We start from the raw sequence: 22,020 nt of genomic DNA on the forward strand, positions 1-22,020 counted from the left end.
AAGAGGGACACGCATAATCGTGAGCGCGTCCTGTAGTTATCCTTTTATTTTAGCAAAGCCCTTCAAGCCCCATTTTCGCTTTTGTGTCCCTGGCGGGAGGAGAATGGCGATTTCTTGCCGAAAAGGCGTAAAAAATTGCCAGTAAATGTTAATGAAGCGCATAAATGCGCGCTTTGCCTCTCGACGCGTCAGTTTCTGCTGCCTATTATTTAGGGCGGTGTCGTTTGGGTGAATAAACAGAGGGGAGAGAAATGCGCACAGCGTTTTGGGTGGGATGTGCCGCGTTATTATTGTCGGCTTGCAGTAGCGAACCTGTTCAGCAGGCAACTGCGGCGCATGTTTCGCCAGGGATGAAAGCGGCGATGTCCAGCGCCGGCGAAGCGAATTGCGCTATGATTGGCGGTTCACTTTCAGCGGCCCGGCAGCTTGATGGTTCAGTAATTGGTATGTGCGCGCTACCCAACGGCAAACGTTGTAGCGAACAGTCGCTTGCCGCCGGAAGCTGCGGGAGTTATTAAGCGCGGCGTTTCGCCTGACGCGTATAACTTTTCACTTAATGGCTTAGTGCGCTAAATCCGCCAGTTTATACATTAGCGTTGTTTCTGCCGTCGCCAGCGTTAACTGGTTCGCGGTTAAATCGACCTGCGCGCCTTTGCTGAAGAGCTCGCTGAGGGTGCCGTCCAGCGCATTAAGCTGCGGATCGGCGCACATCATTCGGGTCATCGCTAAATTTTTCACTTTTAATTCGCCGTCCGACAGTTTTCCTTCGCCGGTGAATTGATTGCACATTTTGCCGGATACCGTCATGTCCTCGCCAAAGCTGAGCTCCGGGCCGGTGACCGTTTTACCGTTTACGCTTTCCAGAACAAAGCGGTGGTGCTCCAGTTGCTCGCGTTTGACGGACACTTTTCCACTGCTCACACACCCCGTCATTATGATGCTCAGGGCGACCAGCGTGACGATTTTCTTCATTGATATTCTCTGTAATCTGATAGTTAACACTGACTATAGTAATGATATGACCGGATAGATCTTCAGGGGTTATCCGAAAATGCTCCCCTGAGCGCAGGGGAGCGACAGGATTAGAACAGCGCGTTCGGGCAGGCTTCGCCCTTCTCAAGCTGGCTTAAGTTTTGTAACGTGGTTTCAGAGATGCTGATCAGCGCTTCTGCGGTCAGGAATGCCTGATGCCCCGTAAACAGTACGTTATGGCAGGCCGACAGACGGCGGAAAACATCATCCTGAATAACATCGTTTGATTTATCTTCAAAGAACAGGTCGCGTTCGTTTTCATACACATCCATCCCCAGCGAGCCGATTTTCTGATTCTTCAGAGCTTCGATAGCCGCCTGGGAATCAATCAGCGCGCCACGACTGGTATTAATGACCATAACGCCATTTTTCATTTGATCGAATGCCGCATGGTTCAGCAAATGGTAGTTTTCCGGCGTGAGCGGGCAGTGCAGAGAAATGACATCCGATTCGGCAAACAACGTTTGCAGATCCACATACTCGACGCCGAGGTCAAGCGCGGCAGCGCTGGGATAGGGATCAAACGCCAGTAAACGCATTCCAAAGCCTTTCAGGATACGCAGCGCGGCGACGCCGATTTTACCGGTACCAATGACGCCAGCGGTTTTTCCGTGCATGGTAAAGCCGGTCAGTCCCTCAAGGGAAAAGTTAGCGTCGCGGGTGCGTTGATAAGCACGGTGAATACGGCGGTTCAATGTCATCATCATGCCAATCGCATGTTCAGCGACGGCTTCCGGAGAATAAGCCGGTACGCGCACCACCTGCAAGCCGAGCTCTTTAGCGGCATCCAGGTCGACATTATTAAATCCGGCGCAACGCAGCGCGATGTATTTCACGCCGTGTTTTTTCAGCTCTTCCAGTACCGGTCGGCTCCCGTCGTCATTCACGAAGATACAAACTGCTTCACATCCATTGGCGGTTTTCGCCGTTTTCTCGGTTAGCAGAAAATCAAAAAACTCCAGTTCAAAACCGAACGCTTCGTTCACTTGCTGTAGATATTTCTTGTCATACTGTTTGGTACTATAGACGGCGAGTTTCATATGACCTTCTCCAGTGATGTTAGAATCACACAAATATGCTTAAAATTATCTTACAAAAAATCAAAAATAATTGATAGTCATACATATAATGAATAATTTTAGGTTATCATTCTCCACAACGCCTCAAATAGCCGGAGGGCGCCCCTGCAACAGGCATAACGCATCACCCGCTTGCAACATGAACTATTAGGCTATGTACGGGCAATCATGCCAAAATAAAGAGATAGCCAACTGAATTTTTCGTTAAATCAGGAAATTAATGGCCCATGAAGGGTAAATATAAAGCCGCCCTTGCGCTACTGTTACTGCTGATTCTTGTCCCTCTGACGCTACTGATGACCCTCGGGCTGTGGGTTCCCACTCTGGCGGGAATTTGGCTACCCGTCGGTACCCGTATCGCTCTGGAACAAAGTCCACGCCTGACACGTCATGGGTTAGTGATTCCCGATCTTCGCTATCTGGTCAATGATTGTTCGTTAGCGCATATTACCCAGGCGGAACTGACGCATCCCAGCCGTTGGTTGCTGAATATTAAAAGCCTCAAACTGGATGCCGCATGCCTGGCGAAACTGCCCGCTACGGAAGCTTCTCCCGCCGCGCCGCGTACGCTGGCGCAGTGGCAGTCAATGCTGCCCAATACCTGGATTAACATCGATAATGTCATTCTCGCGCCCTGGCCGGAATGGCAGGGCAAGCTGGCGATCTCCATGACGCCGATCATTCAGCAGATACGTTATCAGGGCGAAAAAGTAAAATTTCAAGGGCAGCTACGCGGTCAGGCATTGACGGTGAGCCAACTGGAGATCGCCGCGCTGGCCAACCAGCCTCCCGTTAGCCTGGCGGGGGAGTTTATGTTGCCGCTGGTACCGGATGGCCTACCGGTCAGCGGTCATGCGGCAGCGACCTTGCGTCTGCCGCAGGAACCGTCGCTGGTGGATGCGGAACTGGAGTGGCGTGATAACGCCGGACAGCTCATCGTGATGGCGCGAGGTAATCCTGACCCGATTCTCGATCTCCCCTGGGCGGTAACGCGTCAGCGGCTTACCATCAGCGATGGCCGCTGGAACTGGCCATATCAGGGATTCCCCTTGAGCGGGCGTCTGGCTTTTAATATCGATAACTGGCAAGCCGGGCCGGATAATGCGCGAGTCAGCGGACGCCTGAATATTCTGACCCAGGGCGATGCCGGTAAAGCGAACGCTGTACTGACTATCGGCCCGGGAAAACTCAGCATGGATAGCAGTGAGATGCCTCTACAGCTTACCGGCGAGGCTAAACAGAAGGATTTAATCTTTTATGCCGTCTTGCCCGCTATGTTCCGCGGCAGTCTGGCCGATCCGCAGCTCACCTTTGCACCTGGCGCATTGCTACGCTCGCGCGGACGGGTGATTGATGCGTTAGATATTGATGAAATTCGTTGGCCGCTGGCGGGCGTTAAGGTGACGCCGCGCGGCGTTGATGGTCGATTACAGGCTATTTTACGGGCGCATGAAAATGAGATGGGCGATTTCGTTCTTCATCTTGATGGCCTGGCGAATGATTTTCTCCCTGATGCTGGTCGCTGGCGGTGGCGCTATTGGGGGCAAGGAAGCTTTACGCCAATGCGCGCCCACTGGGATATTGCCGGACAGGGCGAATGGCATGATAACACCATCAGGTTGACCAGTTTGTCCACCGGTTTTGATCAGTTGCACTATGGCGCAATGACCGTCACATCGCCAAGACTGGCGCTGAATAAACCTATTGTCTGGGTTCGCGACGCCACAACGCCGTCGCTACAGGGCGCGCTGTCTCTGGAGGCGGGAAAAACCGTATTTACCAGCGGGAGCGTGCTGCCGCCTTCTACCATTAATTTTAGCGTTGAAGGGCGCGAGCCAACCCTGTTCCAGTTTAAAGGCGACCTTCGGGCGGGGGCGATAGGGCCGGTACGGCTGAATGGGCGCTGGGATGGCGAACGCCTTCGCGGACAGGCCTGGTGGCCGAAGCAGTCGCTTATCGTTTTCCAGCCGTTGCTTCCACCAGACTGGAAAATGACGCTGCGCGAAGGCTCACTGTATGCGCAGGTGGCTTTTTCCGCCGCACAGGGGCAGGGGTTTGAAGCGGGTGGACACGGCGTGTTAAAAGGCGGTAGCGCCTGGATGCCGGATAACAAAATCAACGGCGTCGATTTCATTCTGCCATTTCGCTTCCACAACGGCGCGTGGCAATTGGGGACGCGCGGGCCCGTCTCGCTGCGTATTGCCGGGATAGTCAACCAGGTCACGGCGAAAAATATCACCGCTGATTTACAGGGCGGTTATCCCTGGAGCGAGTCGAATCCATTACTGCTAAGCGATGTCAGCGTAGACGTGCTGGGCGGTCAAATCATTATGAAACAGTTGCGAATGCCGCAGCACGACCCGGCGCTTTTGCGGGTGCAAAATATTTCATCCAGCGAATTGATTAGCGCCATAAATCCAAAGCAATTCGCCATGTCTGGTCCGGTCAGCGGCGCGCTGCCGCTGTGGCTGAACAATGAAAAATGGATAATCAAAGATGGCTGGCTTACGAATCCCGGGCCAATGACGTTGCGTATCGATAAAGATACTGCGGATGCGGTGGTGAAGGATAATGTCACGGCAGGCTCGGCGATTAACTGGCTACGTTATATGGAGATTACGCATTCGTGGACGAAAATTAACGTTGATAACCTGGGCGTACTAACGATGCAGGCGGCCATTACCGGCAAAAGCCGGGTAGATGGTAAAACCGCAATCGTTAACTTGAACTATACCCATGAAGAAAATGTGTTTACGCTGTGGCGCAGTTTGCGTTTTGGCGACAATTTACAGGCATGGCTTGAACAAAATACAGCGTTGCCGCAACCTCCTTGCCGGAAAGACAAGGACTGTGAGGATAAATAATGAAAATGAGTATTGCCATGCTGTCAGCGCTTGCGTCATTTATCGTGGTGGGCTGCACGCCACGTATTGAAGTCGCCGCGCCGGAACAGCCGATTACCATCAACATGAATGTAAAGATCGAGCATGAAATACATATCAAAGTCGATAAAGATGTTGAAGAACTCCTGAAATCACGCAGCGATCTATTCTGAGGCCATAATGAAAAAGTATTTAATGCTATGGGTGCTGACGCTGAGCTTGCTCACACCTTCTGTGTGGGCCTTAACCCTGGACGAAGCGCGCACGCAGGGCCGGGTTGGGGAAACGCTGAATGGCTATCTGGTAGCCTTAAAGAATGATGCCGAAACCCAGAAACTGGTGCTTGATATTAATCATGCCCGCCGCGCCAGTTATCAGCAGTTAGCGGATAGCAATCATCTTCCCGTGGACGAGGTGGCGAAGATGGCAGGGCAAAAACTGATTGAGCGCGCCAGGCCGGGAGAATATGTCCAGGGAATTAATGGCAAATGGATGCGTAAATAACCGCTTTCCGACAATTTTTTTACCGCAAAATGCATTTTTATATTGGTAATTTCTGAATTTAGCCGTTTGCGCCGAAATTAGGATAGCCGTGCGGCGTCATCTCTGATGGAGTGTCTCGCGTTGAGTCGTTTTTCAGAGAATACCGATGACGCTTTATCAAATTAAACCTGCTTTTCAGGCGCTGCTTCGCCCCGTAATGGCCTGGTTATATCGGCATCATATTACAGCCAATCAGATCACCCTTTCCGCTATGGCTCTCTCTATTGCGACCGGCCTGATATTGATTGTAGTGCCCCTGTATTTTCTGTTGCCCATCGTGTTATTTGCGCGCATGGCGCTCAACGCGCTGGATGGTATGTTAGCGCGCGAATGCCGCCAGCAATCTCGTTTAGGCGCCATTCTGAATGAAACGGGCGATGTGATTTCAGACATCGCGCTTTACCTACCGTTTCTTTTTCTGGCCGACAGCAGCGCGCCATTGGTGCTCGCCATGCTCCTGGCGATGGTGATGACTGAGTTTTGCGGCATATTAGCGCAAACGATCAACGGCGTACGTAGTTATGCCGGACCGTTTGGCAAAAGCGACAGAGCGCTGGTGTTTGGCGCAGGGGGGCTGGCGCTGACCTTTTGGCCTCAGGTGGCGCAGTGGAGCAATATAGTCTGGAGCATTGCTCTCGTATTGCTGCTTTGGACGACAGTAAACCGTTGTCGAAGCGCATTAATTGCGGTGGATGTCAAATGATGCTGCTCGAAAAATCCCTGCTCGTCATTTTTGCTCTTTTGCTGGCGGCCACTCTGGTAAATCGAATTCTGGTGTGGCGTCGTCCTGATAAGGACTGGCGCGAATTGGCGCTACGCATTCGGACCTGGTGGCTAATCATCATTCTGTTTTCGCTGGCGCTATTGTGTCCGACCTGGCTGGCATTGACCTTTTTCGCCTTACTCAGCTTTATGGCGCTAAAAGAATTCCTGACGCTGGTTTCCTCCCGTCATTCTGACCGAATGCCGCTGTTGTGGATGTTTATCGCGATTCCCATCAATTATTGGCTGATTGGAATTGGCTGGTACGGCATGTTCGTGGTGTTTATTCCGGTTTATGTCTTCTTATTTTTACCGGCGCGTATGGTGATCGTGGGTGATACGCAGGGGTTTTTACGCACCGCGTCGCAGCTTCACTGGAGTCTGATGACCACGGTTTTTGCCTTTAGCCATGTCGCTTTTTTGTTGGTGCTGCCTGCGGACGGCAAACAAACCGGCGCGCTACTGGTATTGTTTCTGGTCGGGCTGACTGAGTTTAACGACATTGCGCAGTATTTATGGGGTAAATCATTCGGGCACATCAAAGTGACGCCGACCGTAAGCCCGAATAAAACCCTGGCCGGGTTGGCGGGGGGCGTGATGACAACGGCGCTGGCGGGACTGGCATTGGGACCGTTACTCACCCCACTAAATGCGCCAATGTCAATACTGGCCGGGTTAATGATTGGCGGCACCGGGTTTTGCGGCGATGTGGTGATGTCCGCCGTAAAACGTGATGCCAGCGTAAAAGACAGCGGTACGTTGTTACCCGGTCACGGCGGCTTGCTTGATCGGCTGGACTCCCTGATCTTTACCGCGCCGGTGTTTTTTCATTTTATTCGTTATTTTTGCTACTGAACCGTTATGAACCGATTTCTTCGCACCTTATTTACGTTGTGTCTTGTCTGGCCCGTAATCCGGTTGTGGCTTGGGCTGCGGGTGAAGCACCGGGAGCGACTTCCCCATTGCGGCCCGCTGATCGTGGTGGCCAATCATAATAGCCACATGGATGTGTTTGCGCTTTTGTCGCTGTTTTCGCTACGTCAACAGGGTTATGTTCATCCGGTCGCTGCCGCTGACTATTTTTTGCGTAACAAGTGGATGGGCTGGTTTGCGATTAACATTCTTAATATTGTTCCTGTAACCCGCAAAGGCGGAGAGGCAAACCCGTTGGCGCGGTGCGAGCAAGCGTTGCGTGATAATAAAATCCTGATTTTGTTTCCCGAAGGAACGCGCGGCGAACCGGGAATATTATCGCCGCTGAAATCAGGAATCTGGCATTTGAGCCAGCGCGTGCCGGAGGCGAGCGTAGTCCCCGTCTGGCTATGCGGCACAGAGCGAATCATGGCGAAGGGGAATCGCATCCCGCTCCCGCTCTTTATTGATGTCACGATTGGCGATGCGTTGCATTCACACCCCGAAAAAAAGCAATTTATGGACGATCTCAGGTACAGACTGCTTGAGCTTCAGCAACAGACGTCAGGGAATCTTACTCATGCCTCACCTTCGCACGCCGAATAAACGGTGTTTTTTGACGAGTGACAACACTGAACTCTTCTATCGTCACTGGCCTGCAATGTCGGTAAGCACAACGCCGAAAGTCATTGTTTTATTTCATCGCGGCCATGAACATTCGGGGCGCCTGCAACATATTGTCGATGAGCTGGCGATGCCAGAGATGATATTTTACGCATGGGATGCCAGAGGACATGGATATTCTCCTGGCCAACGCGGTTATAGCCCGTCGCTCGCCCGCTCGGTACAAGATATGGACGAGTTTATTCGTTTTGTCGCCGCTGATAGCCAGACTCCGTTGGAAAATATCGTTGTAGTGGCGCAGAGCGTCGGCGCGGTGTTAGCGGCAACCTGGGCGCATGATTACGCGCCAAACATTCGTGGTCTGATACTGGCTTCTCCGGCATTTAAAGTGAAACTGTATGTACCGTTTGCACGGGCAGGGTTAGCCTTGTGGCATCGTTTGCGGGGTCTGTTCTACGTTAATTCCTATGTAAAAGGTAAATATCTGACGCATGATCCTGAACGCGTGACAAGTTTTAATCATGATCCGCAGATTACCCGCGCTATTGCGGTGAATATCCTCCTTGATTTGTATAAAACATCGGTACGTATTATCGCCGATGCCAGTGCGATTACTTTACCCACACTGCTACTGGTATCCGGTAAGGATTATGTCGTTCACCGCCAGCCGCAGGTGGATTTTTATCAGGGGCTACGTAGTCGACTGAAAGAGCTTCATGTTTTTGCAGGTTTTTTTCACGATACGCTTGGCGAAAAAAACAGACATCTGGCATTTGAGAAAATGCGTTGTTTTATTGAGACGCTGTATAACTTGCCGCCGCAGCGTTTTGACTACCAGCATGAAGACCGCTGGAGTCCGGGCGCGGATACCTGGCGTGTACTCAGTGGAGGGGCTGCTCCCTGTTCATGGGATGATATCGCTTATCGTAGTTTGCGTTATGTAATGAAAAGATGGGGCGCTCAATCGGCGGGTATACGCCTGGGGTTTGAGACGGGATTTGATTCCGGTAGTACGCTGGATTATGTCTACCGTAATCAGCCGCAGGGAGGCAATATAGTGGGACGTTTAATCGATAAAAATTATCTTAATAGTGTCGGCTGGAAAGGTATTCGTCAGCGTAAGATTCATTTGCAAAACCTTATCCGTCAGGCGGTTCAAAAGCTGACAGAGCAGGGAAAACCGGTCCGGGTAGTAGATATTGCCGCAGGACACGGGCGTTACATCCTTGATGCGCTGGAAGATGAGGCGGCGGTTAGCGATATATTATTGCGTGATTTCAGCGAATTAAACGTCGCACGAGGGCAGGAGATGATTGCGAGCCGAGGAATGTCCAGCAGAGTGCGTTTTGAACGCGGTGACGCCTTCAATAATGACGAACTGGCGGCGCTGAAACCACGTCCGACATTAGGTATTGTCTCTGGTCTTTATGAACTTTTTCCGGATAACGCTTTGGTTCGACGTTCGCTTGCTGGGCTGGCTGCCGCTATCGAACCTGGGGGCATGTTGTTATATACCGGACAACCCTGGCATCCTCAGTTGAAAACTATCGCCTGGTCGCTTACGAGCCACAAAGATAATAAAGCATGGGTTATGCGTATACGCACGCAGGGTGAGATGGATGCTTTAGTGCATGAGGCGGGATTTGATAAATGCGCGCAGCTAATTGATGAATTCGGGATTTTTACCGTTTCGATGGCGGTGCGCCGTGGAAACTGAGCGTCGCAAGGTATTCATACAGGGTGCTGGTTGGCTGCTGCTACTGGCGCCGTTTTTCTTTGTCACCTACGCAAAAGTAAATCAATTTACCGCCTGGCGAGATACCCAATCCCATGATATTGGGAGCGTGGTACTTGGCTGGGAATCTGCCATTCCCTTTATTCCGTGGAGTATTGTTCCTTACTGGAGTCTGGATTTGCTCTATGGGCTGTCACTATTTATCTGCGCGACAAGCTTTGAACAATGTCGGCTGGTGCGCCGTCTGGTACTGGCGTCAGTTATAGCCTGCGTTGGATTTCTACTTTTCCCTTTACAGTTTAGTTTTACGCGTCCGCCTGTTTCCGGCGTTGCGGGGTGGTTGTTTACGCAACTTGAACAGTTCGACTTGCCATATAACCAGTCGCCGTCGCTACATATTATTCTTTGTTGGCTGCTGTGGAGGCATTTCAGCCGCCATCTTTCCGGTGGTTGGCGCAGGCTGTGCGATGGCTGGTTCCTGCTGATTGCCATTTCGGTTTTGACAACCTGGCAACATCATTTTATTGATATTATTACCGGTCTGATGGTGGGGATGTTGATCGACTGGATGGTGCCGGCACAGAGTCGTTGGCACTGGCAGGCACCCAATGCGGTTCGGTTCCGGTTGGTGCGGCGTTACGTATTCGGGATGTCCTTATGCATTATTGTGGGGGTATTGCTGGCGCCGTGGTCATTCTGGCCGTCGGTGTGTCTGTGCTGGCCAGCATTATCCTTGTTGATTGTGGGACGCGGCTATGGCGGATTCGGCGCTGCAGCGTTGTGTAAAGACAAAGAGGGGCGGTTATCGCCTTCCGTCTATTGGCTAACGCTTCCGTGGCGCTGTGTGATGTGGCTATCGATGCGTTGGTTTACGCATCGTCTGCCCCCGGTCAATCACATCGCCGCAGGCGTTTATCTTGGTAGTTATCCGCGCCACACCCCCATGCAAAACGCGGTGCTGGATGTAACCTGCGAGTTTCCTCGTGGCCTGGCAACAAGGTTGAAGACCTATTATTGCGTACCGATGTTGGATCTGGTTACGCCGGACGATGCGCAGTTACGGCAGGCGGTGGCTATGCTGGAGGCGCTGCGTGAGGAACAGGAAACGGTGTTGGTACATTGCTCGCTGGGGTTGTCTCGTAGCGCGATGGTGGTTGCGGCATGGCTATTATGCTATGGCCATGCCGCAACGGTAGAACAGGCGGTAGCATATATTCGTGCGTGTCGGTTACAGATTGTGCTAACGGATGAACATCTGGACGAACTGCGGCAATGGCAATAAAAAGTGACTCTGTAACAAATGGAGATATACTTCAGCGCGAGTTATTGTCGCAGACGTTAGCGAGTTGGCGATTTTTTCTACTTTTTACTCTCCTTCCTGGTGTATGGGTGATATTTATCTCCCCGCCAGGGGCGCTGCGCGTGGTTATCGCATTGTTGTGCGGCACGGCCTGTTTCGGCTGTTGGCGGATCTGGTTAGATAAGCGCTATTTTGTGCTGATTACGCAGGAGAATAACCAGCAAGCTGGGGAAGGGCTTTTTATTATCTGGCGGCGCGAAAGAGTGCGAACGCTAACACTAAGCGAACGTCAGCAGGGGGCGCTCAAACAATTTCGCCGCACGCTGGTTACGATAGTCGCTCTGTGGGGGATATGGCTATTCGCGCTTGCTCTTTGATTATCGCGAGACACGACCCCTACTCGCTGAGAGCCAACTTTCGGGGCAGTTTGAGCTATTAAGCGGCCACTACGCTGTCAATCGCAGCTTTTGCATCGGCCTGAGCTTTAGCCGCCACTTCCGGCCCGTAGGCGATGCCTTCGGCAAAGACAAAATTCACGTCGGTGATACCGATAAAACCAAGGAACACTTTCAGGTAAGGCGCAATCAAATCCGTCGGGGTGTCTTTATGGATACCGCCGCGACTGGAGAGAACCACCGCGCGTTTGCCGGTTACCAGACCTTCCGGGCCTTTTTCGGTATAGCGGAAAGTGACACCGGCGCGGGCAATCAGATCAAAGTAGTTTTTCAGCTGCGTCGGGATATTGAAATTGTACATCGGTGCCGCAATAACGATGACGTCGTGGGCTTTCAGTTCAGCAATGAGTTCGTCGGACAGCGCCAGAGCGTCCTGTTGACGTGGCGTTAAAGGCGCATCGCCCGGACGCATCGCGCCCACCAGCTCGCCATCCAGCACCGGAACAGGGTTGGCCGCCAGATCGCGGACAGTAATTTCATCTGCGACGTGTTTTTCGCGCCATTGTTCAATAAAATAGTCAGTCAACTGACCAGACTGAGAGTACCCTGCCAGAATACTGGATTTAAGAACTAATACCTTGCTCATGGGTGTTTCCTTTTATGTGTTTGAAGGGGCGTGCCCCGTTGCTTGTTGACACTTTATTCACAAATATGTCGCAGGGATAGCGCAATATATCGAACCCTTTGTTCGAAATTATTGAACAACGCACAAAAAGCCCCAATGTGGTACTCTATACCTATCATTTAAAACGATTTTAAACAGGCAGAATGCTGCCCAAGAGCTTTATGACTGAACAATCTACGTTGACGCTTCAGGTGTTACAGCAGCGGCTGGATGCACTGATGCTGCGCGACAAACAGCGCTTTGCGCGCCGCCTGCATGGCGTAAAGAAAGTAAAAAACCCTGATGCGCAACAGGCCATTTTCCAGACGATGGCGAAAGAAATTGAACAGGCTGCGGCGCAGGTCGCTCTCCGCGAAGCGGCGCGCCCCTCAATCACTTATCCGCAAAATTTGCCTGTTAGCCAGAAGAAACAGGACATTCTGGAAGCGGTCCGCGATCATCAGGTGGTGATCGTGGCAGGGGAAACCGGGTCCGGTAAAACCACCCAGTTGCCGAAAATTTGTATGGAACTGGGCCGCGGAATTAAAGGACTTATTGGACATACTCAGCCGCGTCGCCTGGCGGCGCGCACCGTCGCTAACCGCATTGCCGAAGAGTTGCAAACGGAGCCTGGCGGCTGCATCGGCTATAAAGTTCGTTTCAGCGATCATGTCAGTAGCAACACCATGGTCAAACTGATGACGGACGGTATCCTGCTGGCGGAAATCCAGCAGGACAGGCTATTGATGCAGTATGACACCATCATTATTGATGAAGCGCATGAACGCAGCCTGAATATTGACTTCTTGCTCGGCTATCTGAAAGAGCTTCTGCCGCGTCGCCCCGATCTGAAAGTGATTATTACCTCTGCGACCATCGACCCGGAACGCTTCTCGCGCCACTTTAATAACGCGCCGATTATCGAAGTCTCTGGCCGAACGTATCCCGTAGAAGTTCGTTATCGCCCCATCGTGGAAGAGGCTGACGACACTGAACGCGATCAGCTACAGGCAATTTTCGACGCTGTTGATGAACTGGGGCGTGAAAGTCCCGGCGATATCCTGATTTTTATGAGCGGAGAGCGGGAAATCCGCGATACCGCCGACGCCTTGAACAAGCTGAACTTACGGCATACCGAAGTGTTGCCGCTGTATGCACGCTTGTCGAACAGCGAACAGAACCGCGTTTTCCAGTCGCACAGCGGACGCCGTATCGTGCTGGCGACTAACGTGGCGGAAACCTCGCTAACGGTGCCAGGTATCAAGTATGTGATCGATCCTGGCACTGCGCGCATCAGCCGCTACAGCTACCGCACTAAAGTGCAGCGCTTGCCGATTGAACCGATCTCGCAGGCTTCCGCCAACCAGCGTAAAGGGCGTTGCGGGCGCGTATCGGAAGGGATTTGCATTCGTCTGTATTCGGAAGATGACTTTTTGTCACGTCCGGAATTTACCGACCCGGAAATTCTACGTACCAACCTGGCGTCGGTTATTTTGCAGATGACCGCCCTGGGGCTGGGTGACATCGCCGCCTTCCCGTTTGTCGAAGCGCCGGATAAGCGCAATATTCAGGATGGCGTGCGTTTGTTGGAAGAGCTGGGGGCGATTACCGCCGACGAACAGCAAACGGCATATAAGCTGACGCCGCTGGGCCGACAATTATCCCAGTTGCCGGTCGACCCGCGCCTGGCGCGGATGGTGCTGGAAGCGCAAAAGCATGGCTGTGTGCGCGAAGCGATGATCATTACTTCCGCACTCTCTATTCAGGATCCGCGCGAGCGCCCAGTGGATAAGCAGCAGGCTTCCGATGAGAAACACCGGCGCTTTCATGATAAGGAGTCCGATTTTCTGGCGTTTGTTAACCTGTGGAATTACCTCGGCGAGCAACAAAAGGCCCTGTCGTCGAATCAATTCCGCCGGCTGTGTCGCACCGACTATCTGAACTATTTACGCGTGCGTGAGTGGCAGGATATCTATACCCAACTGCGTCAGGTGGTAAAAGAACTGGGGATTCCGGTAAACAGCGAACCCGCAGAGTACCGGGAAATTCACGTTGCGTTGTTAACGGGGCTGTTGTCGCATATCGGGATGAAAGATGCCGATAAACAAGAGTACACCGGCGCGCGTAACGCCCGATTCTCTATTTTCCCCGGATCCGGTTTATTCAAAAAACCGCCGAAATGGACAATGGTCGCAGAACTGGTGGAGACCAGCCGCCTGTGGGGGCGCATCGCTGCCCGCATTGAGCCAGAATGGGTGGAACCGGTAGCCCAGCACCTGATTAAACGTTCATATAGCGAACCGCACTGGGAGCGGGCGCAAGGCGCGGTGATGGCGACGGAAAAGGTTACTGTCTACGGTCTGCCGATTGTCGCCGCGCGCAAGGTGAATTACAGCCAGATTGACCCGGCGTTGTGTCGCGAGTTGTTTATCCGCCATGCGCTGGTGGAGGGGGACTGGCAAACCCGTCATGCCTTCTTCCGTGAGAATCTAAAATTGCGTGCGGAAGTCGAGGAACTTGAGCACAAATCTCGCCGCCGCGATATCCTGGTGGATGACGATACCCTGTTTGAGTTTTATGACCAGCGTATTAGCCATGACGTTATTTCCGCCCGCCACTTTGATAGTTGGTGGAAAAAAATCAGCCGCGAGACGCCGGATCTGCTCAACTTTGAAAAAAGTATGCTGATTAAAGAAGGCGCGGAAAAAATCAGCAAACTGGATTACCCGAACTTCTGGCACCAGGGCAATCTCAAGCTGCGTTTGAGCTATCAGTTTGAACCGGGCGCGGATGCTGACGGCGTGACCGTCCATATTCCGTTGCCGCTACTTAACCAGGTTGACGAGAGCGGTTTTGAATGGCAGATCCCAGGGCTGCGCCGTGAATTAGTGATTGCGCTGATTAAATCGTTGCCAAAACCGGTACGTCGCAACTTTGTTCCGGCGCCAAACTATGCTGAAGCGTTTTTAGGTCGCGTAACGCCGCTGGAGCTGCCGCTGCTGGACGCTCTGGAGCGTGAACTGCGCCGGATGACCGGCGTCACGGTCGACCGGGAAGACTGGCATTGGGATCAGGTGCCCGAGCATCTGAAAATCACGTTTCGCGTGGTGAATGACAAAAACAAGAAACTGCAGGAAGGGCGCTCGCTCGCCGGGCTTAAAAATGCGCTGAAAGGCAAAGTGCAGGAGACGCTCTCGGCGGTGGCGGATGACGGCATCGAGCAGAGCGGGCTGCATATCTGGAGTTTCGGCGCGCTGCCGGAAAGCTACGAACAGAAACGCGGTAATTATAAAGTGAAGGCGTGGCCGGCGTTAGTGGATGAGCGTGACAGCGTCGCTATCAAATTGTTTGATAATCCGCTGGAACAACAACAGGCGATGTGGTGCGGTTTACGCCGTCTGCTGTTGCTCAATATTCCTTCACCGATTAAGTATCTGCATGAGAAATTGCCGAATAAAGCCAAGCTAGGTCTGTACTTTAACCCGTACGGCAAAGTACTGGAGTTGATTGATGACTGTATCGCCTGCGGGGTAGATAAGCTGATAGATGCCAACGGCGGACCGGTGTGGAGCGAAGCAGGTTTCACCGCGCTGCACGAAAAGGTACGCGCCGAGCTGAATGATACTGTGGTGGATATCGCGAAGCAGGTTGAGCGGATCCTGACGACCGTATTCAATATCAATAAGCGTCTGAAAGGGCGGGTGGATATGAGCATGGCGTTGGGGCTTTCCGATATCAAGGCGCAGATGAGCGGTCTGGTATACCGTGGTTTTGTGACTGGCAACGGCTTTAAACGTCTCGGCGATACGCTGCGTTATCTGCAGGCAATTGAAAAGCGGCTGGAGAAACTGGCTGTCGATCCGCACCGCGATCGGGCGCAAATGCTGAAAGTCGAAAGCGTCCAGCAGGCGTGGCAACAATGGATAAATAAATTGCCTCCAGCGCGTCGCGAAGATGATGATGTTAAAGAGATCCGTTGGATGATTGAAGAACTGCGTGTCAGTTATTTCGCCCAACAGCTCGGTACGCCTTATCCTATTTCCGATAAGCGTATTTTACAGGCCATGGATCAGATTACGGCCTAAAAAGCCAGGCGACGACGTCTTTCAAAGAGATCCGGTACAAGTTCGGAACAAAAAGGAGGAATTATGAATACAACGCCATTTCCGGCGCTCTCTGCGGAAACATTGCTGGCGGTGAATACCGTCGGACAGTGGCTGGCGCAAAATGATTTTTCCGGCGAACAACCTTATTTGTCGGATTGCGTCGTCCTGGCGGGCAATGCGGTGATCCCCACTATCGACGCGGCCTGTCGCATCGCCAAAGCGCAAGACGTTCCTTTACTGATTAGCGGCGGTATAGGTCATTCGACGCCGTTTTTGTACGCCGTGATTGCCTGGCATCCGCGCTACCACACTATTCGCACAACCGGACGCGCTGAAGCCGCTATCCTCGCGGATATCGCGAACCAGTTCTGGCATATTCCGGCTGAGAAAATTTGGCTGGAAGATCGGTCAACTAATTGCGGCGAAAATGCCCGTTTCTCCTGCGCACTGATCCGTCAGGCGAAAGAAAACATTAACACGGCTATCGTTGTGCAAGACCCCACCATGCAGCGGCGCACTATCGCGACGTTCCGGCGCGTGACAAACGACGACACCGATGCGCCGCGCTGGCTGAGTTTTCCTGGTTTTGTTCCGGTACTGCGCCACCTTAATGACGGTACACGTTTTGCCAATGTTGAAGAGGGCATCTGGACGGTGGAGCGTTATCTGTCTCTGATTGCCGGCGAGCTGCCACGTTTGCGTGACGATGAAACAGGGTATGGACCGCGTGGTAAAGATTTTATCATTCACGTTGATATCCCACGTGATATTGAAAACGCATGGCAGGTATTGCAGGCAGATACTACGCTGCGCAGTGCGTTAGATCAGAGAGCTTTACGCTAAAAATCGCCCGTTTGCGAGGGTGAACGGGCAAGTGCGACCACCAATTCATAAATTTGATGAATTATTTATAAAAGCTGGTTATGTTGTCGCTTTACGGTTTTCATTCAGGACGCGCTATGGGCAATAAGTATTCCAGCCTGCAAATTGGTATTCACTGGTTAGTCTTTTTTCTGGTTATTGTGGCTTACGCCGCGATGGAGCTACGCGGTTTTGCGCCGCGTAGTTATCGGCCCTGGTTTAATATGACGCACGTTTCATGTGGTATCACTATTTTGCTTTTAATGGTAGCGCGCTTGTTTATTCGGCTGAAATATCCCACGCCGCCCATTGTTCCTCGCCCAAAACCGATGATGACCGGAATGGCACATTTGGGACATCTGGTGATTTACCTGTTATTTATCGTGCTGCCTGTTATTGGTCTGGTCATGATGTATAACCGCGGCAATCCCTGGGTCGCATTTGGCATTACTATGCCCCATGCCGCTGAAGCTAACTTTGAACGCGTAGATATGCTGAAATTCTGGCACGTCACGCTGGCGAATCTGGGCTATTTTGTTATTGGACTTCATGCCATCGCTGCTTTGATGCATCACTATTTCTGGAAAGACAATACGCTGTTACGGATGATGCCGCGTAAGCGTTACTGATCTTCCTGCATGACGTTTATCGCAGGCGGGGTTAACCGCTTTAGGCAAGCAAGGCATCTATCAGAGGGGATGGCGTATTCCATACAGAAAACGCCTGCGTCTAACCAGGACCCGTGACGCAGGCGAAGGAGGACGGGTCTACATCGGAAGCGGGTATTATACTTATTTGTATGATAAATAAAATAAGCAATTGCTATCCCGTAATTCAATGTTTAATCAACGGGTTAAACCCACATGATCGCGCTGTCCGACCGGTCGGGAGTGCCTACACTTACGATGAACGTGGCGTAGTGGCGGAAAATAGCGCAACGGCGCCATGTTGCTCCAAAGTCACCTTAGCGAAATGTTCGTCCAACACGCTGCGTAACGTATCGGCTGAATCATTGGTATTACTGAATATTCCTTTCTTGTTATAAACAGCCATCAATTTCTTGCCAAAAGCATTGTGAGGAACCTCTCTGCCCAGAATCGTGGCGCCAAAAAGTGTGCCGCCGGGTTTAAGCGCCATACCGGCATTTTTAATTGCCTTCGCTTTTGTTGTCATCTCACCAGGTAAGCAGTGCAGAAGATAGTACATCGAAACGGAATCGAAGCGCCCGTGCCAGTCCGCCGGGAACGTGTCGAAAACATCGTGTTGTAGTGTGGCGCGGATTTTCGTATTACCCACTCGGCTGGCGGCTATTTTCAGGCTATCCGGATTTAAATCCATCAGCGAAATGGCATGAGTCGCAGGTGCATGTTTCAGGTAATAACCTGTACCTACGCCAATATCCAGGTGAGTCTCGCCCATGTGATGCAGGAAGAAAGGAAGTAGTCGCGTATCAGTAGGACACTTCCAGGCATATTTGTTTGAGATATTGAGTACCCACCAGTCATATAAGCTAAGCGTGAATGGGTTATAGACTTTTGCGCCTGATTGTTGTGTATGCTTCATTGTTCTCTCACTAAATAATTTCGCGCTGGAATTAAAACAACGAAGCAATCGTTAGGCAAGCATTAATCAGGTGAGTGAGTAATTTAATGCGACGAATAAAGGCGACATTATGAATTAAGCGGCTATCTTAAAGAGGATAGAGGATAATAATAGCTGATAAATGAATTGGGCAGTCATATTATTATAAACTGATAATTAATAATCGTTAATATACCCATATTAAGCCCTATGATAATAGCAATGCAATTAAATGTAGGAGGAACAATATTTATTCATGCACATAAAGCGATTATTGCACTTTAGTTGATATTTTAAATGTTACGCTGAGATAGCCATCTTGATTTAATATCACCTACCCGGAGGCGATATGATTGAGGTTTTTGAAGCGTTTGGCTGGACCTTACTTTTAGGCGGTCTGGCAGTAACAGTACTGTTTATCACTGCACTGGATAAAAAACGGTAATCATTGCATTTGACGCGCCTGTTGAGTCGGTATTACAAATAATTGTACCTGAAATCTACCACTTCTGAAGTTTGCGATATTTTGCCATTCTGACGGCAAGGGGTAATCCTGACTAAAGTTACCGCCGCTTATCAACCAGACACGATGGTGACTTTTTGAAAGCGTTGTCAGAGTATCAATATATGTCTGATCGGCTTGCGCATAAAACAGTGAACCAAAGCCATAGGCATTCGGTCTGCCTGATGTTCCATGAGCGTTAGGCGGTGTATAAAGAAACGTACGATAATCTCGCTTATTATAATACACATAACTTAAATAATCGAACATTTTACTGACTACCACGGCATCATTAGGCTCGTGACGGGTATTAATATAGTTTACCAGTGGTTTAAACTCGTCTATGTGCTCAGGGTTATTATGATATAAACCATAGCCGAATAATAAGGTGAATAAGATAAACCCGAAACCACAAACCGATTTTTTTGCGCGGGTAAGTGATACCGCAAGCAGGGGAGGAATGCTCAGCGATGAGAAGAAGAAATAACGATCGATAAATAACGGCATCCACCAGGAAATGATGAAAACCAGCATTACAGGGATGACCAGATTACAAAATAATATCAGCTGATATCTTTCATATTCTCCGTTGCATAAAGATATTCGCCCCACAGTACCGATAAAACTTCCCACAGCCAGCCACAGAATGATCGACGGAAAACCCTGTCCGTTGTTTCCGGTAAAGAAATGCCAGTACATTACAGGCAGATCACGCCATGTTACGGGGGGAATCCAACCGATATCATTACCGGCTCTCAACTGCGCCAGATGAGTCAGTAAATTAAACAATACGGGCAACCAGGGGAGATAAGCGACAGCAATCGCCAGGTTGGCAAACCACCAGCCAGGAAGTTTAAGGTAGCAGGCCGTTTTATGGCTTTGGCAGGATAATATTGTTACTGCGATCCAGTGGGCAATAAGTGCAAATAGGGTGAAATAATGGGTGTAAAAGCTGAACGTCATAAGTAAAGCATACGCGATAAGATAGCGATTATGGGTGGGTGTTTTTATCCACATCATCAATGCTAACGCGGCAGCGAGCGTTAGCATTCCCATTAACGCGTACATGCGCGTTTCTTGACTGTAAAGGACTGCCATCGGCATCAGGGCGGCGAACCATCCCGCCAATAAGGCTGTACGCTCATTTGCCAGCCATCGCGTAAGCGCGATAACCAGCACAACTGTCAGGATCCCAAAGAGTAGACTGAGAGAGCGTACCGCTGCAATGCTATCACCCCATAATATCATCCAGTCATGCAGTAACAGATAATAAAGCGGAGGATGCACGTCAAAAGCGGCATGGAAGAGCAGATTGTCTACGCTATGGCGACTAATCAGCACGCTGGACGCTTCGTCACACCAAAGGTAGCGGTCAGTTAAAAATAGCAGCCGTATAAGGGCGGAGAACATGACAATGAGACAAACATGATATTTATACTTTATTTTTCTTAACCCATCGCCGGGCTGCCATATTGATAGTTGTGGTAGCGCCATAATATTCTCAATGGAGTAAGATTTAGACCAGAATGGACACCTAACGCAATAATGAGGGTTAAAACCTTAACCAACACTAAATAAAAATAACTTTGACAATGTCAGCGGTGAATTAATCAGAATAGTGCAGTGCAACTCAGTAATCCTGACCGTAATGGCGAAGCAGTCTATGCTCTAAAAACCGGGTCAAACCGACAATAAATGTAACGCCAATAAGATACACTATGGCGGCAAAAAGGTAAGCATGGAAGAATTTAAAGCTGGTTGCCGCAACCTCCTGAATTCGCGCGAAAAACTCTGTATATTGGATAAGAAAAACGATGGTGCTGTCTTTAAGGTTATTAATCACCTGATTCGTTAAGGCTGGAATGGAAGACAGCAATACCTGAGGCAGTATAATCCACAAAAAGACCTGCCGTTTGTTCAACCCCTGAACGACTGCTGCCTCAGTTTCATATTTATTCAATGCGTTATAGGCCGTTGTCATGTACGCGGCATTATATGCGCCGACATTTAAAGTAAACCCTGTAACCGCCACGGTAAAAGAGGACAGGTGAATGCCAGATTGAGGTAAACCATAATAGATAACAAACAGAATAAAAATGAGTGGCGTACCGATAAAGAAATCCATGTACAGTCGAATTATGGCTTTTACCACGGGGCGATGGCTAAGACTCAGAAAGAAAATAATAATTCCCCACAAAAAACCGGTGATGGAAACAATCAGCGCAAGTTTACAGGTTTCTTTAATACCGTCCACAACAAGTGGCAGTTGTTCAGTCAGGTCATTAAAGAAAAGAGACCAGCCAGCGATCATCGTTGTGCCTCGCTAAAAAAACAGTGGATATCTGGATCCGTTTCTCGTAAGGCAAGATCGGTAAAAGCGCCTTCTGCACGAATCTTGCCATGATTAAGAAACGTTACGTTATCGCTTAGTAATCTGGCGAGGCGAATATCATGAGTGACGCATAATATAGTGACGCCATTGTCGTGAAGTTGCTTGATCAACATTCCGACTTCACGAGTCATGAGCGGATCAAGCGCAGACGTCGGCTCATCAAAAATAATGAGTTCTGGGTCGGTGACCATTGTTCGGGCCAGGGCGACGCGCTGCTGCTGGCCGCCCGATAATTGCGAAGGGTACTTCGCGCTATGCGAGACCATATCAAGTTTTTGTAGCTCATGTAAGGCTTTCTCCCGAGCTAGTTGTCCCGGCATGCCAAACACTTTACATAGGGCAAGGGTAATGTTATCCATGACGTTAAGATGGCGATACAAAGCGTAATTCTGGAAGACACAACCGACTTTTTTTCTGAACTCAAGAGTAGTAAATTCTTTATCGTAAATATTTTTCCCGTGAAAATAAATATCGCCATAATCAGGCTCTTCTAATCGAAGCAGACAGCGTAAAAGCGTCGTTTTTCCACAACCCGATGGCCCCATGACTACTTTCATGTCTCCCGATTGAATTTTCAGACTAACCGTATCAAGAACCTTTTTTCCTGAATATTCCTTACTTATCTCTTTTAGTTCCAGTAAAGCCATGAG

The 22,020-nt window shown here is 50.5% G+C and carries 21 protein-coding genes; 13 read left to right on the forward strand and 8 right to left on the reverse strand.

Translation table 11 applies throughout. From position 1 onward, the window contains the following. Nucleotides 1-36: 36 nt before the first annotated feature. Nucleotides 37-348 carry a reverse transcriptase gene (locus ACLD11_RS03415; RefSeq protein WP_411014563.1) on the reverse strand — a complete coding sequence of 104 codons (312 nt, stop codon included), beginning with the start codon at nucleotides 346-348 and terminating at the stop codon, nucleotides 37-39. Between ACLD11_RS03415 and ACLD11_RS03420 the strand changes: the two genes are divergently transcribed. Then, nucleotides 252-518 (forward strand): DUF333 domain-containing protein, encoded by a 267-nt coding sequence (locus tag ACLD11_RS03420; protein WP_080070920.1) that lies wholly within the window; start codon nucleotides 252-254, stop codon nucleotides 516-518. The two genes, ACLD11_RS03415 and ACLD11_RS03420, sit on opposite strands and share 97 nt — an antisense overlap. Before the next feature lie 43 nt (nucleotides 519-561). Here ACLD11_RS03420 and hslJ read toward each other — a convergent pair whose 3' ends face one another. Continuing rightward, nucleotides 562-972, reverse strand: coding sequence for a heat shock protein HslJ (gene hslJ, locus ACLD11_RS03425; RefSeq protein ID WP_000725242.1), 411 nt, complete (start codon nucleotides 970-972; stop codon nucleotides 562-564). Between the two features lie 110 nt (nucleotides 973-1,082). Continuing rightward, nucleotides 1,083-2,072 carry a D-lactate dehydrogenase gene (gene ldhA / locus ACLD11_RS03430; protein ID WP_000762204.1) on the reverse strand — a complete coding sequence of 330 codons (990 nt, stop codon included), beginning with the start codon at nucleotides 2,070-2,072 and terminating at the stop codon, nucleotides 1,083-1,085. Between the two features lie 266 nt (nucleotides 2,073-2,338). Between ldhA and ACLD11_RS03435 the strand changes: the two genes are divergently transcribed. From ACLD11_RS03435 to ACLD11_RS03475, 9 genes are all read left to right on the forward strand, one after another. Beyond that, on the forward strand, nucleotides 2,339-4,975 hold the full coding sequence (locus tag ACLD11_RS03435; RefSeq protein WP_411014535.1) for a YdbH family protein: 2,637 nt from the start codon (nucleotides 2,339-2,341) through the stop codon (nucleotides 4,973-4,975). Further along, nucleotides 4,975-5,166 (forward strand): YnbE family lipoprotein, encoded by a 192-nt coding sequence (locus tag ACLD11_RS03440; RefSeq protein WP_000784063.1) that lies wholly within the window; start codon nucleotides 4,975-4,977, stop codon nucleotides 5,164-5,166. The genes ACLD11_RS03435 and ACLD11_RS03440 overlap by 1 nt, the downstream gene beginning before the upstream one ends. 7 nt (nucleotides 5,167-5,173) lie before the next feature. Continuing rightward, a complete protein-coding gene (locus ACLD11_RS03445; protein WP_411014536.1) occupies nucleotides 5,174-5,497 on the forward strand; it encodes a YdbL family protein in 324 nt (107 codons plus the stop codon). Between the two features lie 145 nt (nucleotides 5,498-5,642). Further along, on the forward strand, nucleotides 5,643-6,239 hold the full coding sequence (locus tag ACLD11_RS03450) for a CDP-alcohol phosphatidyltransferase family protein (protein ID WP_010835226.1): 597 nt from the start codon (nucleotides 5,643-5,645) through the stop codon (nucleotides 6,237-6,239). Continuing rightward, nucleotides 6,236-7,153 carry a phosphatidate cytidylyltransferase gene (locus ACLD11_RS03455; protein WP_411014537.1) on the forward strand — a complete coding sequence of 306 codons (918 nt, stop codon included), beginning with the start codon at nucleotides 6,236-6,238 and terminating at the stop codon, nucleotides 7,151-7,153. Before ACLD11_RS03450 ends, ACLD11_RS03455 begins: the two co-directional genes overlap by 4 nt. Before the next feature lie 6 nt (nucleotides 7,154-7,159). Further along, entirely contained in the window at nucleotides 7,160-7,816 is a 657-nt protein-coding gene (locus ACLD11_RS03460; protein ID WP_080160230.1) for a lysophospholipid acyltransferase family protein, read from the forward strand. Continuing rightward, nucleotides 7,791-9,551 carry a bifunctional alpha/beta hydrolase/class I SAM-dependent methyltransferase gene (locus ACLD11_RS03465; RefSeq protein ID WP_058107835.1) on the forward strand — a complete coding sequence of 587 codons (1,761 nt, stop codon included), beginning with the start codon at nucleotides 7,791-7,793 and terminating at the stop codon, nucleotides 9,549-9,551. The genes ACLD11_RS03460 and ACLD11_RS03465 overlap by 26 nt, the downstream gene beginning before the upstream one ends. Further along, nucleotides 9,541-10,851, forward strand: coding sequence for a phosphatase PAP2/dual specificity phosphatase family protein (locus ACLD11_RS03470; protein ID WP_080160228.1), 1,311 nt, complete (start codon nucleotides 9,541-9,543; stop codon nucleotides 10,849-10,851). The genes ACLD11_RS03465 and ACLD11_RS03470 overlap by 11 nt, the downstream gene beginning before the upstream one ends. Nucleotides 10,852-10,958: 107 nt before the next feature. Next, nucleotides 10,959-11,246, forward strand: a complete 288-nt coding sequence (locus tag ACLD11_RS03475; RefSeq protein WP_077916080.1) for a hypothetical protein — start codon at nucleotides 10,959-10,961, stop codon at nucleotides 11,244-11,246. 58 nt (nucleotides 11,247-11,304) lie between these two features. Here the strand turns inward: ACLD11_RS03475 and azoR are convergent, their stop codons facing one another. Further along, entirely contained in the window at nucleotides 11,305-11,910 is a 606-nt protein-coding gene (azoR, locus tag ACLD11_RS03480; protein WP_057484300.1) for an FMN-dependent NADH-azoreductase, read from the reverse strand. A gap of 200 nt (nucleotides 11,911-12,110) precedes the next feature. Between azoR and hrpA the strand changes: the two genes are divergently transcribed. The 3 genes from hrpA (at nucleotide 12,111) to cybB (ending at nucleotide 17,524) form a co-directional block, all read left to right on the forward strand. Continuing rightward, nucleotides 12,111-16,013: an ATP-dependent RNA helicase HrpA gene (hrpA, locus tag ACLD11_RS03485; RefSeq protein WP_183059614.1), complete on the forward strand. Its 3,903-nt coding sequence runs from the start codon at nucleotides 12,111-12,113 to the stop codon at nucleotides 16,011-16,013. 63 nt (nucleotides 16,014-16,076) lie between these two features. Then, nucleotides 16,077-16,877 (forward strand): YdcF family protein, encoded by an 801-nt coding sequence (locus ACLD11_RS03490; protein ID WP_411014538.1) that lies wholly within the window; start codon nucleotides 16,077-16,079, stop codon nucleotides 16,875-16,877. Between the two features lie 116 nt (nucleotides 16,878-16,993). Beyond that, nucleotides 16,994-17,524, forward strand: coding sequence for a cytochrome b561 (cybB, locus tag ACLD11_RS03495; RefSeq protein WP_183059612.1), 531 nt, complete (start codon nucleotides 16,994-16,996; stop codon nucleotides 17,522-17,524). 271 nt (nucleotides 17,525-17,795) lie between these two features. On the opposite strand, the gene ACLD11_RS03500 is transcribed toward cybB, so the two are convergent. From ACLD11_RS03500 to ACLD11_RS03515, 4 genes are all read right to left on the reverse strand, one after another. Further along, nucleotides 17,796-18,458, reverse strand: a complete 663-nt coding sequence (locus ACLD11_RS03500; protein WP_411011293.1) for a class I SAM-dependent methyltransferase — start codon at nucleotides 18,456-18,458, stop codon at nucleotides 17,796-17,798. A gap of 463 nt (nucleotides 18,459-18,921) precedes the next feature. Beyond that, nucleotides 18,922-20,472 (reverse strand): glycosyltransferase family 39 protein, encoded by a 1,551-nt coding sequence (locus ACLD11_RS03505; protein WP_411014539.1) that lies wholly within the window; start codon nucleotides 20,470-20,472, stop codon nucleotides 18,922-18,924. A gap of 136 nt (nucleotides 20,473-20,608) precedes the next feature. Then, entirely contained in the window at nucleotides 20,609-21,289 is a 681-nt protein-coding gene (locus tag ACLD11_RS03510; RefSeq protein WP_411014540.1) for an amino acid ABC transporter permease, read from the reverse strand. Beyond that, complete coding sequence (locus ACLD11_RS03515) at nucleotides 21,286-22,017, reverse strand: amino acid ABC transporter ATP-binding protein (RefSeq protein ID WP_411011296.1); 732 nt, start codon at nucleotides 22,015-22,017, stop codon at nucleotides 21,286-21,288. The genes ACLD11_RS03510 and ACLD11_RS03515 overlap by 4 nt, the downstream gene beginning before the upstream one ends. Between the last annotated feature and the right edge of the window lie 3 nt (nucleotides 22,018-22,020).

Source organism: Salmonella sp. 741265116_PST (genome assembly GCF_046567715.1).
GTDB classification, from domain to species: domain Bacteria; phylum Pseudomonadota; class Gammaproteobacteria; order Enterobacterales; family Enterobacteriaceae; genus Salmonella; species Salmonella enterica.